Source organism: Streptomyces cyaneofuscatus, assembly GCF_000718135.1.
In the GTDB taxonomy this organism is placed as follows: Bacteria; Actinomycetota; Actinomycetes; order Streptomycetales; family Streptomycetaceae; genus Streptomyces; species Streptomyces cyaneofuscatus.
This window is the reverse complement of sequence record NZ_JOEM01000001.1, coordinates 383,446-397,590: the sequence shown is the minus strand read 5'-3', so window position 1 is coordinate 397,590 and position 14,145 is coordinate 383,446. Positions and strand designations below refer to the sequence as shown.

Genomic DNA, 14,145 nt, shown 5'->3' with positions numbered 1-14,145 from the left:
GCGGTCAGGGCGGCCGGGGCACGTCGTCCGCGCGGAACGCGATGACGGCGATGTCGTCCGTGGCCTCACCGGGCGGCGGCAGCAGCGCCGCGACGAGTTCGGAGAGAGGGCGGCCAGGGCCGCGCAGCCCGGCGGCGCGCTCGGCGAGCTGCCGCACACCGTCGGAGATATCGGCGCCGGGCCGCTCCACGAGGCCGTCCGTGTAGAACAACAGGGTGTCACCGGGGGCGAGTTCGTGGTGCCAGTCGTGGCGCTCCACCCCGGCCGCCACACACAGGGGCGGGTCGGGGGCCTCAGGGCCGTACAGGCAGCGGGGCCGCCCCGAGGCGGGGATCAGCAGCGGCGGCGGGTGCCCCGCGTTGGACAGGGTGACGTCCCAGCGGTGGCCCCCGGCCGGCCTGAGCACGGCGTGCAGCGCCGTGACGAGAGCGACATCGCTGACGCCCTGGGTCACCTCGTCCAGCCGGCTCAGCGTGTGCGCGGGGCCGGACGGGCCGCCGGCGTAGGCGAACGCGCGCAGCATGCTGCTGACCTTGGTCATCTCCGTCGCCGCCCGGAGGTCGTGGCCGACGACATCGCCGATGGAGAGCGCGACGGCTCCGTCGGGCAGGACGATCGCGTCGTACCAGTCGCCGCCGATCTCCGCCGTCGTGCTGGCCGGGTGGTAGACGGCGGCCAGCTCCGCGCCCTCCACCCGCGGCGGTGTGATCAGGAAGGACCGCTGGAGGACCAGAGCGGTGTCGCGGACGCTCTGGAGCTCCAGGGTGCGCCGCAACGGGTCCCGGACGCTGACGAGGACCTCCTCCAGCAGGCCGAGCTCGGCGTCGCCGGGCGGCGGGTTGCCGAGGCAGCTCGACACGGAGGCCAGGGCCACGGTCCGGTCGTCGATGACGACGGGCACGATCGCCAGGCTGGTGGCCCGGGCCCGGACCATCCAGTCGGCGGACGGGCCGGACACCAGCTCCTTGGGCGGTTCGCCGGGAGGAAAGGCCAGCAGCCTCGTCCGTCGGCTCTCGATCACCTGTCGTGCCAGGGCGCCGAGCGCGAAGTCGTCCGTGATCGGCGGGAGCGGCGGTACGCCGGTGGCGAGCGCAGTCCGCGCCCTGGTGGCGTACAGGGCCTCGGTGCCGGACCGGGCCCGGTCGGGGCGCCGGAGCTGGAAGACGACGAAGGCGTCGGCGAGATCGGGCACCACGGCGGAGGCGGTGGCGGCGAAGGCCTCCGGCAGGTCGCGTGCCGAGGAGACCGCCGAGGCGCGCTCCAGCAGCCGGTCCCGGGTCCGTACCCGCCACTGGTCCTCGGCGTCCGTCACCGTACCGATCCATTCGAGGACCTCGCCGTCGCGGAGGACGGGCACCGCGACGATCTTGATGTGCCGGTAGCGGACCGGGTCTCCGGCCTGCCGGATCCGCACCACGGCGTCGAGCAGCGCGTCGCCCCGGGCGGTGGCCGCCCACTTCCCGGCGAACCCGTCCCGGTCCTTCGGGTGGACGGCGTCCATCCAGGGAAGGCCGGAGCGGCCGGGGTGCCACAGGCCGCCGCCGGTCTCGCCGAGGCGGCCGACCAGCGCCGAGACGACTCCCTCGGGGGTCATCCGCCAGACGACTTGCGGCACCGCCGAGAGCAGGGCCTCGTACCGCGCCAGGTCCGTACCGTGGTCCGCCGGAACGTGCGGGCGCACGGCCGCGTCCACCGCAGGCCCGTCCGGCACCCGGACGGCGAGCAGCAGCACCGACGCCCCGTGCCGCGAGATCACCGGCAGGCAGCTCACCACCCACAGCCGCGGCCCGGACGGCCCGTCGGGTGTGGTCAGCGGTACGTCGACGAGGGGCGCCGACCGGTCGGTACGGGCCAGGTCCAGGGCCCGGAGGACGGGGCGCAGTCCGGGGCCGGTCAGGGCGACGCCCGCCTCCTGGCCGGGTCGCCAGGAGGCGAAGAGCTCCCGGAAGGACCGGTTGTGCTGGACGAGCCGGTGCCGGGGGCCGGTCACCAGTGCGGCGGCGACGGCGGCCTCTTCGAGGCTCTCGATCTCGAACATCCGACCGCCTCTCCCGACCGCCCTTCCCGACCGCCGAACCGGCACCCGTCGATGATCTCCCGGAAGCGGTCCGCACGCCCGGCGGCGGGGCACACCCCTGGCTCCGCTGGCGATCACCGGCGGTACGGGCGCACGGTGGGAGGACGGCGCGACCACGACGTGGGAGGCGGAACATGACGGAACCATCCGACCGCGACATCGACGTGACGGTGGGCCCGAGCGGGCCGGGGTGCGCGGAGTGCCTCGCCGGTGAGGGCCCCGGCTGGTGGGTGCACCTGAGACGCTGCGCTGCCTGCGGGCACGTGGGGTGCTGCGACTCCTCACCGTCCCAGCACGCCAGCGGGCATGCCGATGCTTCCGGGCACCCGGTGCTGACGAGCTTCGAGCCGGGGGAGGACTGGTTCTACGACGTGCGTACGGGTGCGTTCCTCGACGGCCCCGCGCTCGCCGCGCCCACCGCACATCCGGCCTCGCAGCCCGTACCGGGACCTGCCGGAGCCGTGCCGGAGGACTGGCGGGAGCTCGTACGCTGACGCCTGCGCCGCGGGGCTGCTCGCTTCCCTACACGACCCCAAGATCGACCGAGACGGAGAAGGGCACGGTGGCCTTCACCGTGCCGGTGAACATCTCCCCGTTCCGGTAAGTCTTGGTAGCGGGGTCGAGGACGTAGGTGTAGACGATCGGGACCCCGGTGGCGGCCTGTTCGATGCGCCAGTAGAAGGGGATGCCGGCCTTGGCGTACTGGTCGACCTTCACGATCCGGTCCGTGGTCTCCGAGCCGGGCGACACCACCTCGACGACCAGGAGCACGTGCTCGGGGCGGGTGGGCGTGAGGTCGATGGTCTCCGCCCGGTAGACGATGACATCAGGGCGGCGGTTGGTGAGCGGAACGTCCTGCAGGCGGACGTCGAAGTCCGTGTCGGCGTTCCAGTCCGGGCCCGCGGCGGCGTCCAGGGCGTTGGCCAGAATGCGGGCCAGCCGGTTGTGGCGCTTGGAGGCGTTCGGGCTCGCGATGACCATCCCGTCCACGATCTCGATGCCGGCGCACTGTTCCTCGGACCAGGAGTCGTACTGCTCCGCGCTGATCTGCGTACGCATCCACGCGGGCACCACGATCTCGGCGGTCACGGTGTACCTCCATCGAGGAGCCTCAGCAGTCCCGGTGCTGCTGGAGCCAGCCTACTGTCCGCCGAGGCCGGGCCGCCCGGTATCGGCAGCCCCCACCCGTCCCACCTGCCCCTTCGCACCCCGCCCCGTGGCGCACGGGTGTCGTGGGGGAGGGTGCGCGAGGATGGGGTGTATGGCCAACCGACTTGCGCAGACCACCTCCCCGTACCTGCTCCAGCACGCCGACAATCCCGTCGACTGGTGGCCCTGGTCGCCCGAGGCGTTCGAGGAGGCCAGGAAGCGGGATGTTCCCGTGCTGCTCAGCGTCGGGTATGCCAGCTGCCACTGGTGCCACGTCATGGCCCACGAGTCTTTCGAGGACGAGAGCGTCGCCGCCTACCTCAACGAGCGCTTCGTCGCCGTGAAGGTCGACCGGGAGGAGCGGCCCGACGTCGACGCCGTGTACATGGAGGCCGTTCAGGCGGCCACCGGGCACGGGGGGTGGCCGATGACCGTGTTTCTCACGCCGGACGCCGAACCCTTCTACTTCGGGACCTACTTCCCGCCCGAGCCCCGGCACGGGTCTCCCTCCTTCCAGCAGGTGCTCGAAGGGGTGAGTGCCGCGTGGACCGACCGGCGTGAGGAGGTCGCCGAGGTGGCCGGGCGGATCGTCGCCGATCTGGCCGGGCGGTCGCTGGCCCACGGGGGCGAGGGGGTGCCGGGGGAGGCGGAGATCGCGCAGGCGCTGCTCGGGCTGACCCGGGAGTACGACGAGCAGCACGGCGGGTTCGGGGGCGCGCCCAAGTTCCCGCCGGCCATGGTGGTGGAGTTCCTGTTGCGGCATTACGCCCGTACCGGGTCCGAGGGGGCCCTGCAGATGGCCGCCGACACCTGCTCGGCGATGGCCCGCGGCGGGATCTACGACCAGCTCGGCGGCGGGTTCGCCCGCTACTCCGTGGACCGGGAGTGGGTTGTCCCGCACTTCGAGAAGATGCTGTACGACAACGCGCTGTTGTGCCGGGTCTATGCCCATCTCTGGCGCACCACCGGGTCCGCCGAGGCCCGCCGCATCGCCCTGGAGACCGCCGACTTCATGGTGCGGGAGCTCCGGACCGCCGAGGGCGGCTTCGCCTCCGCGCTCGACGCCGACAGTGAGGACCGGCAAGGGAAGCATGTCGAGGGTGCTTTCTATGTGTGGACTCCTGCGCAGCTGCGTGAGGTGCTCGGTGAGGAGGACGGCGCCTTCGCCGCCGCGTACTTCGGTGTGACGGAGGAGGGGACCTTCGAGGAGGGCGCCTCTGTTCTCCAGCTCTCCGGTGAGGCGCGGCCGGTGGACGCCGGGCGCGTCGCCGACGTACGGGCGCGGCTGCTGGCGGCACGTGAGGAGCGGCCGCGTCCGGGGCGGGACGACAAGGTGGTCGCCGCCTGGAACGGGCTCGCCATCGCCGCCCTCGCCGAGACCGGGGCCTATTTCGACCGTCCGGATCTGGTCGAGCGGGCCACCGAGGCCGCCGATCTGCTGGTCCGGGTGCATCTGGGCGAAGTGGCCCGGCTGACCCGTACCTCCAAGGACGGGCGCGCCGGCACCAACGCCGGGGTGCTGGAGGACTACGGCGATGTCGCCGAAGGGTTTCTTGCGCTGGCCGCTGTGACGGGGGAAGGGGCCTGGCTGGAATTCGCCGGGTTCCTGCTCGATGTCGTGCTGGAGCAGTTCACCGGTGAAGGCGGGCAGCTCTACGACACCGCGCATGAGGCGGAGAAGCTGATCCGGCGGCCGCAGGATCCGACCGACAGTGCCACACCGGCCGGGTGGACGGCGGCGGCGGGGGCCCTGCTCTCGTACGCCGCCTATACCGGGTCCGAGGCTCATCGCACCGCCGCCGAAGGGGCGCTCGGTGTGGTGAAGGCGCTGGCCCCGCGTGCGCCCCGGTTCATCGGCTGGGGGCTCGCCGTCGCCGAGGCGCTGCTGGACGGGCCGCGTGAAGTGGCCGTGGCCGGGCCGGTCGGCGGTGAGCTGCACCGTACGGCGTTGCTGGGCCGGGCCCCGGGTGCGGTCGTCGCGGCGGGTGAAGGGCCGGGCGCGGGCGCCGAGTTCCCGTTGCTGGTGGACCGGCCGCTGGTGGGCGGGGAGCCGACCGCGTATGTCTGCCGGCACTTCGTCTGTGACGCGCCGACCACCGATGCGGGGGAGTTGGCGGGGAAGCTGGGCGGCTGAGCACCCCCAGGGCGATGAGAAGGGGGCCGGTCACGTGAAGCGACCGGCCCCCTTTCCCGTACCCGTACGGACTTATCCGTGCTGGTACGCCACCAGCGAGATGCCCACGTAGTGCGCCACGAACGCCGCCAGCGTCAGGGAGTGGAAGACCTCGTGGAAGCCGAACCAGCGCGGCGACGGGTTCGGCCGCTTGATGCCGTAGATCACGCCGCCCGCGCTGTAGAGCAGCCCGCCCACGACGACCAGCACCAGGACCGCGATGCCGCCCGTCCGCATGAAGTCGGGCAGGAAGAAGACCGCCGCCCAGCCCATCGCGATGTAGCACGGCGTGTAGAGCCAGCGCGGGGCGCCGACCCAGAAGACCCGGAACGCGATGCCCGCGGCGGCGGCCGCCCAGACCGCCCAGAGCAGGGGCCGTCCGGTGGATTCGGGCAGAAGCAGCAGGGTCAGCGGGGTATAGGTCCCCGCGATGATCAGGAAGATGTTGGCGTGGTCCAGGCGGCGCAGCACCGCCTCCCCGCGCGGGCCCCAGGTGCCGCGGTGGTAGACCGCGCTCACGCCGAAGAGCAGGCAGGCCGTCGCGATGTAGATGGCGCACGCGATCCGGCCGCGGGTGCTGTCGGTCAGGGCGATCAGGGTGATCCCGGCGATCAGCACCGCGGGGAACATGCCGGCGTGCAGCCAGCCGCGCATCCGGGGCTTGACGGGGACGGGGTCGAGTTCGACGGGGCCTGTGGTCGCCCCGGTCGGACCTGGAGTCGCCCCGACCGGGCTGGGGGTCGCGGCGGCAACAGCGGCGTCAGTCATATCCGCATGCTACCTACGCAACCGTAGGTAACGGATATGAGTGGCGATGCTCACGTGTGAGGCCCCCTGGACATATGGGCGAATCGGTCGGATGATCAAATGAGTGCGGTCGGCACCGGATGAGCGCCAGGGGATCGAAGGGTACGAAGCATCCGGGTCGCAGCCCCCACGGGGCACCTGACAACACCCACCCTCATCAAGGAGCGATCGTGGCGCGCGACATCGCGGCTCCCCTCACTGTCCCCACCCACCACCAGGAGCTGATCTCCTGGGTCGACGAGATCGCAGCGATCACCCAGCCGGACCGGGTGGTCTGGTGCGACGGCTCCGAGGCCGAGTACGAGCGCCTGTGCGGGGAGCTCGTCGCCAAGGGCACGTTCACCAAGCTGGACGAGATCAAGCGGCCGAACTCGTACTACGCCGCGTCCGACCCGAGCGATGTCGCCCGCGTCGAGGACCGTACGTTCATCTGCTCCAAGGAGGAGAAGGACGCGGGGCCCACGAACCACTGGAAGGACCCCGCCGAGATGCGGGCCATCTTCACCGGTGAGGACGGTGTGTTCCGCGGGTCCATGCGCGGCCGCACCATGTACGTCGTCCCCTTCTGCATGGGGCCCGTCGGCTCGCCCCTCTCCGCCATCGGCGTCGAGATCACCGACTCGGCGTACGTCGCCGTCTCCATGCGCACCATGACCCGCATGGGCCAGGCGGTCCTGGACGAGCTGGGCACCGACGGCTTCTTCGTGAAGGCCGTCCACACCCTGGGCGCACCCCTGGAGGAGGGCCAGGAGGACGTCCCGTGGCCCTGCAACACCACCAAGTACATCTCGCACTTCCCCGAGGACCGCGAGATCTGGTCGTACGGCTCCGGCTACGGCGGCAACGCCCTGCTCGGCAAGAAGTGTTACGCGCTCCGCATCGCCTCCGTCATGGCCCGCGACGAGGGCTGGCTCGCCGAGCACATGCTCATCCTCAAGCTCACGCCGCCGCGCGGGGAGAGCAAGTACGTCGCTGCCGCCTTCCCGTCCGCCTGCGGCAAGACCAACCTCGCCATGCTGGAGCCCACCATCCCCGGCTGGACCGTGGAGACCATCGGCGACGACATCGCCTGGATGCGGTTCGGCGAGGACGGCCGGCTCTACGCGATCAACCCCGAGGCCGGGTTCTTCGGCGTCGCGCCCGGCACCGGCGAGCACACCAACGCCAACGCCATGAAGACCATGTGGGGCAACTCCGTCTTCACCAACGTGGCGCTGACGGACGACGGTGATGTGTGGTGGGAGGGCATGACCGAGGAGGCGCCCGCCCACCTCACGGACTGGAAGGGCAACGACTGGACGCCCGCGTCCGAGACGCCCGCCGCCCACCCCAACGCCCGCTTCACCGTCCCGGCCGGGCAGTGCCCGATCATCGCGCCCGAGTGGGAGGACCCCAAGGGCGTGCCGATCTCGGCGATCCTCTTCGGCGGCCGCCGCGCCTCCGCCGTACCGCTGGTCACCGAGTCCTTCGACTGGCAGCACGGTGTCTTCCTCGGAGCCAACGTCGCCTCCGAGAAGACCGCCGCCGCCGAGGGCAAGGTCGGCGAGCTGCGCCGCGACCCGTTCGCCATGCTGCCGTTCTGCGGCTACAACATGGGCGACTACATGAACCACTGGGTCAAGGTGGGTGCGGACAAGGCCGACCAGTCCAAGCTCCCGAAGATCTACTACGTGAACTGGTTCCGCAAGAACGACGCGGGCAAGTTCGTGTGGCCCGGCTTCGGCGAGAACAGCCGCGTGCTCAAGTGGATCGTGGAGCGCCTGGAGGGCAAGGGCGAGGGCGTGGAGACCCCGATCGGCATCCTGCCGGCCAAGGGTGCGCTCGACACCGACGGCCTGGACCTGTCCGAGGCCGACCTCGACTTCCTGCTCACGGTCGACAAGGAGGTCTGGCGCGAGGAGGCCGCACTGGTCCCTGAGCACCTCAACACCTTCGGCGACCACACGCCCAAGGAGCTGTGGGACGAGTACCGCGCGCTGGTGGAGCGGCTGGGCTGAGCCCGTATGCCGTATGCCGTACGCCCGCTCGATCTGCTGAACTCCGCGGCCGGGTCCATCGAAGATCCGCCCTGACCTGTGGAATCGACGATCCGCCGCGGTACGGGGCCTGTCGTCGCCGACAGCCCCGGGGCCGTCCCCGACCAAGGACAGCCCCTCCGGCCCCCGGAACCCCTCACGGTTCCGGGGGCCGCCCTCGTTCCCGGGCGTTCCCGGGGGACGTCGTGGCACCCGGTCCGCGCGCCGAGGCGGCACGCGGACCGGGGCCGTCAGTGGGCGCCGACCAGATGTCCGGAAGGCGCGGCGGCGGCGAGGGCCTCCGTGTGGGCGTCCATCCGCTGCGCGGAGAGGATGGCGGCGGTGGTGTCGGCGCGGGACGCGGCCACCACGAGCGCGCGGCCCGCGAGAGCGTGGGCGCGGCGGTGCAGGGACGCCGGGGCGGCGTCGGTCAGGGCGGCGTGCCGGGCGGGCGGGGCGCCGCGCAGCCGTGCCACCTGTTCGGCGATGCGGTCGCCCGCCGGGCCGAGGCCGAGTTCGTCGGTGACCGCGAGGAGGGCGGCGAGGTGCCCCGCCAGCTGGATGTCCAGCTCCTCCTCGCGGCTGCGGTGCGGAAAGTCCGCTTCGTCGGCGGGGCTGTGGACCGATGGGGTGCGGATCGGCTCGTACATGGATGGCCTCCCGGTGATGCTGGGTATCCATCCTACATTGGATCGAGTCTAAGTTTGTGCCCGATCCGGGCCCCGGTGCGCGGTGCGGTGGCCTACGGCTGTCCGTAGCCGTCCAGGAACGAGCCGATCCGGGTCATGGCGTCGGTCAGCTCCTCCGTCGCCGGCAGCGTCACGATGCGGAAGTGGTCGGGCTCCGGCCAGTTGAACCCCGTCCCCTGCACGACCATGATCTTCTCGGCCCGCAGCAGGTCCAGGACCATCTGCCGGTCGTCCTTGATCTTGTAGACCTTGGGGTCGAGCCGGGGGAAGAGGTACAGCGCCCCCTTCGGCTTCACGCAGGTCACGCCGGGGATCGAGGTCAGCAGGTCGTACGCCGTGTCCCGCTGCTCCAGGATCCGGCCGCCCGGCAGCACCAGGTCCTCGATCGACTGCCGCCCACCGAGCGCGGTGGCCACCGCGTGCTGGGAGGGCATGTTGGCGCAGAGCCGCATGTTGGCCAGGATCGTGAGCCCCTCGATGTACGAGGTGGCGTGCGCCTTCGGGCCGCAGACCGCCAGCCAGCCGGAGCGGAAGCCGGCCACCCGGTAGTTCTTGGAGAGGCCGTTGAAGGTCAGCACCATCAAGTCTGGCGCCAGTGCGGCCGTGGGGGTGTGGGTGGCGCCGTCGTACAGGATCCGGTCGTAGATCTCGTCGGAGCAGACGATCAGGTTGTGGCGCCGGGCGATCTCGGTGAGACCGCGCAGCATCTCGTCGTCGTACACCGCACCGGTCGGGTTGTTCGGGTTGATGATCACCAGGGCCTTGGTGCGGTCGGTGATCTTCCGCTCGATGTCCGCCAGGTCCGGCATCCAGTCGGCCTGCTCGTCGCACCGGTAGTGCACGGCCGTCCCGCCGGCCAGTGAGACCGACGCCGTCCACAGGGGGTAGTCCGGGGCCGGTACGAGCACCTCGTCGCCGTCGTCGAGCAGCGCCTGCATCGACATCTGGATCAGCTCGGAGACCCCGTTGCCCAGGTAGATGTCCTCGACGTCGAGGTCGGGGATCCCCTTGGTCTGGTAGTGCTGCACCACTGCTCGCCGCGCCGAGAGCAGGCCCTTCGCGTCCCCGTAGCCGTGCGCCCCGGCGAGGTTGCGCAGGATGTCCTCGAGGATCTCCGGCGGGCACTCGAACCCGAACGCGGCCGGGTTGCCCGTGTTGAGCTTGAGGATGCGCTGACCGGCCGCTTCGAGTCGCATCGCTTCCTCGAGGACGGGGCCCCGGATCTCGTAACAGACATTGGCGAGCTTGGTGGACTGGATGACCTGCATGTCCGCGAGCTTACGGCCGCGTTTCGCGCGGTGCGCGGAGATTGCGCCGTCCTCGCGACCCCGGCCCCGCCCGCCGCCGCGCCCCGGCTTCCATCGGCAAGGCCGCCCCGGCCCCGGACCGTGGGATCGGCCGGTCCGGGCGGCGTCGCGGCTTGGAAGGCTTGGAAATGGGGCGTGAGCCGCCCGGCCGGGTGAGATGCGCCACGCGGCGAACGGCCCGGGTGACGGAGAGCCGGGTGACGGGACCTCCGGATGCGGGGACGGTCCGTCACCCGGCGGACTCACGGCTCTGTCACCCGGCGGGTTCAGGCAGGCAGCTCGGCGCCCTCGGGGACGTGGATGCCGAAGCTGTCCTTCAGCACCTCGCGGAGCTCGTCGGGGCCGGACAGCAGCCGCTCCCTGATCGTGCCGTCCCCGGCCGTCTCGACCAGGTCGAGCCCGGCGAGCGACCGGTGGGAGGAGTCGGGCAGGGCGCGCTGCGCGTACACCGCCTGCCGGAACGGTGAGTGGGGACCGGTCGCGATGTACCAGTTGATCATCTCGACGTCCACGCCCTCGAACGGCTCCGCCGTGAAGGCGTACTGCGCCTCCCAGCTCCCGCCCTTCTCCGCCTGCACCTCCCACATCTCCAGCGGCCCGTCGTGCGCCACCGTGACGAGCCGGTGATGGCGCGGAGCGTCGTACAGCTCCGCCCCCGTCACGAGCTCGATGGGTTCCAGCAGCGCGCCGATGCTCCCGAACCCGACATCGGCCACGTAGGACGGGCCCACCACGTCCGGGACGTCCACCCGCAGCAGTATGTGGCTGCGCGGGCGGATGTCGCCCGGCGCCGCCCCCAGCGTCACCCGGGCGGTCAGCAGGGTCACGGTGAAGCCCAGCTGCCGCAGGACGGCGGCGAGGAGGGTGTTCTGCTCGTAGCAGTAGCCGCCGCGCCCGCCGTGGACGAGCTTGGCCTCCAGATCGGCCGGGTCCAGAGAGGGCACCGAGCCGAGCACCGGGTCCAGGTTCTCGAACGGGATCCCCAGGGCGTGCGCGCGGTGCAGGGACCGCAGCACCTCCACCGTCGGGCGGGGCTCCCCGGTCCAGCCGATCCTGGCGAAATAGGCGTCGAGGTCGAGTTTCATGCCCCCGACCGTACGCAGCCGAGGCAGCCGTGGCTGGAAGTGGCCCCTTGTGATGACCTGACGTTTGGGGAACCATGCGCATGTCAAAAGCCGGAAGATCTCCGGTCCTTGGCATCACTGGAGGGGACCCCCCACATGAACAAGCCTCTCATCGGTGCGTTTTTTGCTGCCCTGCTCCTGGGAGCGGGCATCACGCCCGCCGTCGCGGCCGAGTCCGCACAGGCGCAGGAATCGGCCACCGAGACCGCCACCGAGACCGCCACCGAGACCGCTCCCGCAGTGAAGGCCGTGACCTTCGCCGGGACCGTCGCACTCAGCAACTGCTCGGGCTCCGTGGTCCGTTCGCCCGACTCCCAGCCCACCGACCCCGCCCTCGTGCTCTCCAACGGGCACTGTCTGGAGACCGGCTTCCCGGGCCCGGGCGAGGTGCTCGTCGACCGGCCGTCCACGCGGACGTTCACCCTGCTCAACGCCTCGGGTGCCGGCGTCGGCACGCTGAAGGCGAGCAAGATCGCGTACGGCACCATGACCGACACCGACCTCTCGCTCTACGAACTGACCTCCACCTACGAGCAGATCGAGACCAGCTACGGGATCAAGGCGCTGGAGCTGGAGACCGCGCACCCGGTGGCGGGCACCGCCATCACCGTGGCCTCCGGCTACTGGAAGCGCACCTACAGCTGCGACATCGACGGCTTCGTCCACCAGCTCAAGGAGGGCCGGTGGACCTGGAAGGACTCCGTCCGCTACACCCCGGAGTGCCAGACCATCGGCGGTACGTCGGGTTCGCCGGTGATCGACGACGTCACCGGCAAGGTGGTCGCCGTCAACAACACCGGTAACGAGAGCGGCCAGGAGTGCACGGACAACAACCCGTGCGAGGTCGACGAGAACGGCGAGGTGACCGTCCGCGAGGGCATCAACTACGCCCAGCAGACGTACAACATGGTCCCGTGCATCGGTACCGGCAACAAGATCGACCTGGACCGGGAGGGCTGCGGGCTGCCCAAGCCGTAGCCCTGGTTGTAGCTGTAGCTGTGGGCGTAGCCGTACTGGTCGCGTAGGCGCGCCGGGTGGTCCTGACCCTCAGGATCGCCCGGCGCGTGCCGCCTCGATCCCGTCCAGCAGGACCCCGAGCCCCACCCGGAACGTCTCCCGGGCCTCCCGCTCCGGATACGGCATGGCGTCCCGGTCGTCATGTGTGCGATACGGCTCCGGCGCTCCCTCCCGCTCCAGCCGGATCACCGCCGGGAAGCGCTCCGCGAAGTCCGGGACCAACTCCGTCAGGGCCGCCGAGCGGGCCGCCCACCACTCCTCGTCGGAGCTCCCGGTCGCCGTCGCGGCCCTGCGCGCGTCCGCCACCGTCCGCGCCGAGCCCTGCACCAGCGGGAACAGCGTCCCCACCAGCCGCCGCACCGTCCCCGCCTCCAGCCCCGTCGCCCCGAGCAGCCGGACGAGCGTGTCCAGGTTCGCGTACTCGTGCGGCCCCAGCACCGGCCGGGCCTGTGACACCTGGAGCACCCAGGGGTGGCGGACGTAGAGCTCCAGGACCTCCCCGGCCCAGGCGGTGAGCGGTGCCCGCCAGTCGTCCGACTCCGGGTAGGAGGTGGGGAGTTCGGCGTGGACCGCGTCGTACATCAGGTCCAGCAGCTCGCTCTTGCCGGGTACGTGGGTGTAGAGCGCCATCGCGGTCCGCCCGAGCCGGTCCCCGACCGCCCGCATCGACAGGGCCGCCATGCCCTCCTCGTCCGCGACCGCGATCGCCGCCGTCACGATGGCGTCCACGCTCAGCCGGGGCTTGGGCCCGGGGCCGGTGCGCGGCGGGGCGGCGACCTCGGCGCGCCAGAGCAGGGAGAGGGAGCGGCGGGCGTCACCCTGCCCGGCAAAGACCACCACTTGCGACTCCTTACGCCATAAAGTAACTTCGGCCGGGCAATCCGGGGATTGTTTACGCCGTAAAGGTATCAGGGAAAGGGGCGCCGAATCATGGGTCAGGCCATGCCGGTCAGCTATGTACGGGTCACCGGGGTCGAGCGGATCACCCCGCGCACCGCCCGGATCACCTTCACCGGGGACGCGCTGCCCGGCCTCATGGAGGACCGCCCCGACCAGCAGATGAAGCTCTGCCTGCCGCGCGAGGGGCGGAGCGTGGCGGAGGGGCTGCTGCCGGAGCAGGATGCCGAGGACACGTACGGCATGCGCTGGTACGAGGCGTTCCTCGCGATCCCGGAGGCGCGACGGCCCTGGCTGCGCGGCTTCACTGTCCGCTCCTACGACCGCCAACTCAACGCGATGGCCGTGGACTTCGTGCTCCACGGCGACGGCGGGCCCGCCTCGCGCTGGGGCGCCGCCGCCCGCCCCGGTGACGTCCTCGGCATGGTCGGCCCGTCGTCCCTCTACGCCCGCCCGCTGCCGGAGGCGGAGCGGATGCTGCTGGCCGGGGACGAGACGGCGCTCCCGGCCATCGCCACGGTGCTGGAGGCGCTGCCGGGCACGACCAGCGCCCTCGTGTACGCCGAGATCGCGGACGCGGGGGAGGAGGTGGAGCTGCCGGCCGCCGCCGGAGGGGTGGAGGTGCGCTGGGTGCACCGGGACCGGGGCGGCTCGCTCGTGGCGGCGGTACGGGGTGCCGGGGCGGGCCTCGACGGGGTGGGCGCGGCCTGGGTGGCGGGTGAGGCGTCGGCGGTCCGGGCGCTCCGCCGCCATCTGGTGGGGGAGCGGGGGCTGCCCAAGGGGGCCGTGGAGTTCAGCGGCTACTGGCGGCGCGCGCTCACCCAGGACGACGCCCCGACCGAGGAGGACCTCGCCTGGGCGGCGGAGCGCGCCGCCGACGCCTCGTAACG

At 71.7% G+C, this 14,145-nt stretch carries 12 protein-coding genes; 5 read left to right on the top strand and 7 right to left on the bottom strand.

The features are described 5' to 3' along the window. Positions 1-4: 4 nt before the first annotated feature. Positions 5-2,038, bottom strand: a complete 2,034-nt coding sequence (locus tag IF17_RS0101895) for a SpoIIE family protein phosphatase (protein WP_030561449.1) — start codon at positions 2,036-2,038, stop codon at positions 5-7. Between the two features lie 173 nt (positions 2,039-2,211). Here IF17_RS0101895 and IF17_RS0101890 point away from each other — a divergent pair, with 173 nt between their 5' ends. Continuing rightward, positions 2,212-2,571, top strand: a complete 360-nt coding sequence (locus tag IF17_RS0101890) for a UBP-type zinc finger domain-containing protein (protein WP_030561447.1) — start codon at positions 2,212-2,214, stop codon at positions 2,569-2,571. Between the two features lie 28 nt (positions 2,572-2,599). On the opposite strand, the gene IF17_RS0101885 is transcribed toward IF17_RS0101890, so the two are convergent. Beyond that, positions 2,600-3,166, bottom strand: a complete 567-nt coding sequence (locus tag IF17_RS0101885) for a Uma2 family endonuclease (RefSeq protein WP_030561444.1) — start codon at positions 3,164-3,166, stop codon at positions 2,600-2,602. A gap of 172 nt (positions 3,167-3,338) precedes the next feature. On the opposite strand from IF17_RS0101885, the gene IF17_RS0101880 reads away from it, so the two are divergent. Beyond that, a complete protein-coding gene (locus tag IF17_RS0101880) occupies positions 3,339-5,360 on the top strand; it encodes a thioredoxin domain-containing protein (protein ID WP_030561442.1) in 2,022 nt (673 codons plus the stop codon). A gap of 72 nt (positions 5,361-5,432) precedes the next feature. Here IF17_RS0101880 and trhA read toward each other — a convergent pair whose 3' ends face one another. Continuing rightward, on the bottom strand, positions 5,433-6,167 hold the full coding sequence (gene trhA, locus IF17_RS0101875; protein ID WP_030561440.1) for a PAQR family membrane homeostasis protein TrhA: 735 nt from the start codon (positions 6,165-6,167) through the stop codon (positions 5,433-5,435). A 209-nt stretch (positions 6,168-6,376) separates the two neighbouring features. Here trhA and IF17_RS0101870 point away from each other — a divergent pair, with 209 nt between their 5' ends. Next, positions 6,377-8,203, top strand: a complete 1,827-nt coding sequence (locus tag IF17_RS0101870; RefSeq protein ID WP_030561438.1) for a phosphoenolpyruvate carboxykinase (GTP) — start codon at positions 6,377-6,379, stop codon at positions 8,201-8,203. 269 nt (positions 8,204-8,472) lie between these two features. On the opposite strand, the gene IF17_RS0101865 is transcribed toward IF17_RS0101870, so the two are convergent. The 3 genes from IF17_RS0101865 to IF17_RS0101855 form a co-directional block, all read right to left on the bottom strand. Beyond that, positions 8,473-8,871 (bottom strand): SCO4983 family protein, encoded by a 399-nt coding sequence (locus tag IF17_RS0101865; RefSeq protein WP_030561436.1) that lies wholly within the window; start codon positions 8,869-8,871, stop codon positions 8,473-8,475. 92 nt (positions 8,872-8,963) lie between these two features. After that, positions 8,964-10,178 (bottom strand): pyridoxal phosphate-dependent aminotransferase, encoded by a 1,215-nt coding sequence (locus IF17_RS0101860; RefSeq protein WP_030561434.1) that lies wholly within the window; start codon positions 10,176-10,178, stop codon positions 8,964-8,966. 305 nt (positions 10,179-10,483) lie between these two features. Next, entirely contained in the window at positions 10,484-11,302 is an 819-nt protein-coding gene (locus tag IF17_RS0101855; RefSeq protein ID WP_030561432.1) for an arylamine N-acetyltransferase family protein, read from the bottom strand. 135 nt (positions 11,303-11,437) lie between these two features. Here IF17_RS0101855 and IF17_RS0101850 point away from each other — a divergent pair, with 135 nt between their 5' ends. Continuing rightward, positions 11,438-12,319, top strand: a complete 882-nt coding sequence (locus tag IF17_RS0101850; protein ID WP_030561430.1) for a S1 family peptidase — start codon at positions 11,438-11,440, stop codon at positions 12,317-12,319. A gap of 69 nt (positions 12,320-12,388) precedes the next feature. Here the strand turns inward: IF17_RS0101850 and IF17_RS0101845 are convergent, their stop codons facing one another. Further along, positions 12,389-13,198 carry a TetR/AcrR family transcriptional regulator gene (locus tag IF17_RS0101845; RefSeq protein ID WP_030561428.1) on the bottom strand — a complete coding sequence of 270 codons (810 nt, stop codon included), beginning with the start codon at positions 13,196-13,198 and terminating at the stop codon, positions 12,389-12,391. A 90-nt stretch (positions 13,199-13,288) separates the two neighbouring features. Between IF17_RS0101845 and IF17_RS0101840 the strand changes: the two genes are divergently transcribed. Next, the gene (locus IF17_RS0101840) at positions 13,289-14,143 is read left to right on the top strand and encodes a siderophore-interacting protein (RefSeq protein ID WP_030561425.1); all 855 of its coding nucleotides are present in this window, start codon (positions 13,289-13,291) and stop codon (positions 14,141-14,143) included. The last annotated feature ends 2 nt before the right edge of the window (positions 14,144-14,145 follow it).

Excerpts from the sequence above, each read along its gene's own strand:
- IF17_RS0101865 (WP_030561436.1), bottom strand. The coding sequence starts at position 8,871 with ATGTACGAGCCGATCCGCACCCCATCGGTCCACAGCCCCGCCGACGAA.
- IF17_RS0101850 (WP_030561430.1), top strand. The coding sequence starts at position 11,438 with ATGAACAAGCCTCTCATCGGTGCGTTTTTTGCTGCCCTGCTCCTGGGA.
- IF17_RS0101895 (WP_030561449.1), bottom strand. The coding sequence starts at position 2,038 with ATGTTCGAGATCGAGAGCCTCGAAGAGGCCGCCGTCGCCGCCGCACTG.
- IF17_RS0101880 (WP_030561442.1), top strand. The coding sequence starts at position 3,339 with ATGGCCAACCGACTTGCGCAGACCACCTCCCCGTACCTGCTCCAGCAC.
- IF17_RS0101890 (WP_030561447.1), top strand. The coding sequence starts at position 2,212 with ATGACGGAACCATCCGACCGCGACATCGACGTGACGGTGGGCCCGAGC.
- trhA (WP_030561440.1), bottom strand. The coding sequence starts at position 6,167 with ATGACTGACGCCGCTGTTGCCGCCGCGACCCCCAGCCCGGTCGGGGCG.
- IF17_RS0101840 (WP_030561425.1), top strand. The coding sequence starts at position 13,289 with ATGGGTCAGGCCATGCCGGTCAGCTATGTACGGGTCACCGGGGTCGAG.
- IF17_RS0101855 (WP_030561432.1), bottom strand. The coding sequence starts at position 11,302 with ATGAAACTCGACCTCGACGCCTATTTCGCCAGGATCGGCTGGACCGGG.
- IF17_RS0101860 (WP_030561434.1), bottom strand. The coding sequence starts at position 10,178 with ATGCAGGTCATCCAGTCCACCAAGCTCGCCAATGTCTGTTACGAGATC.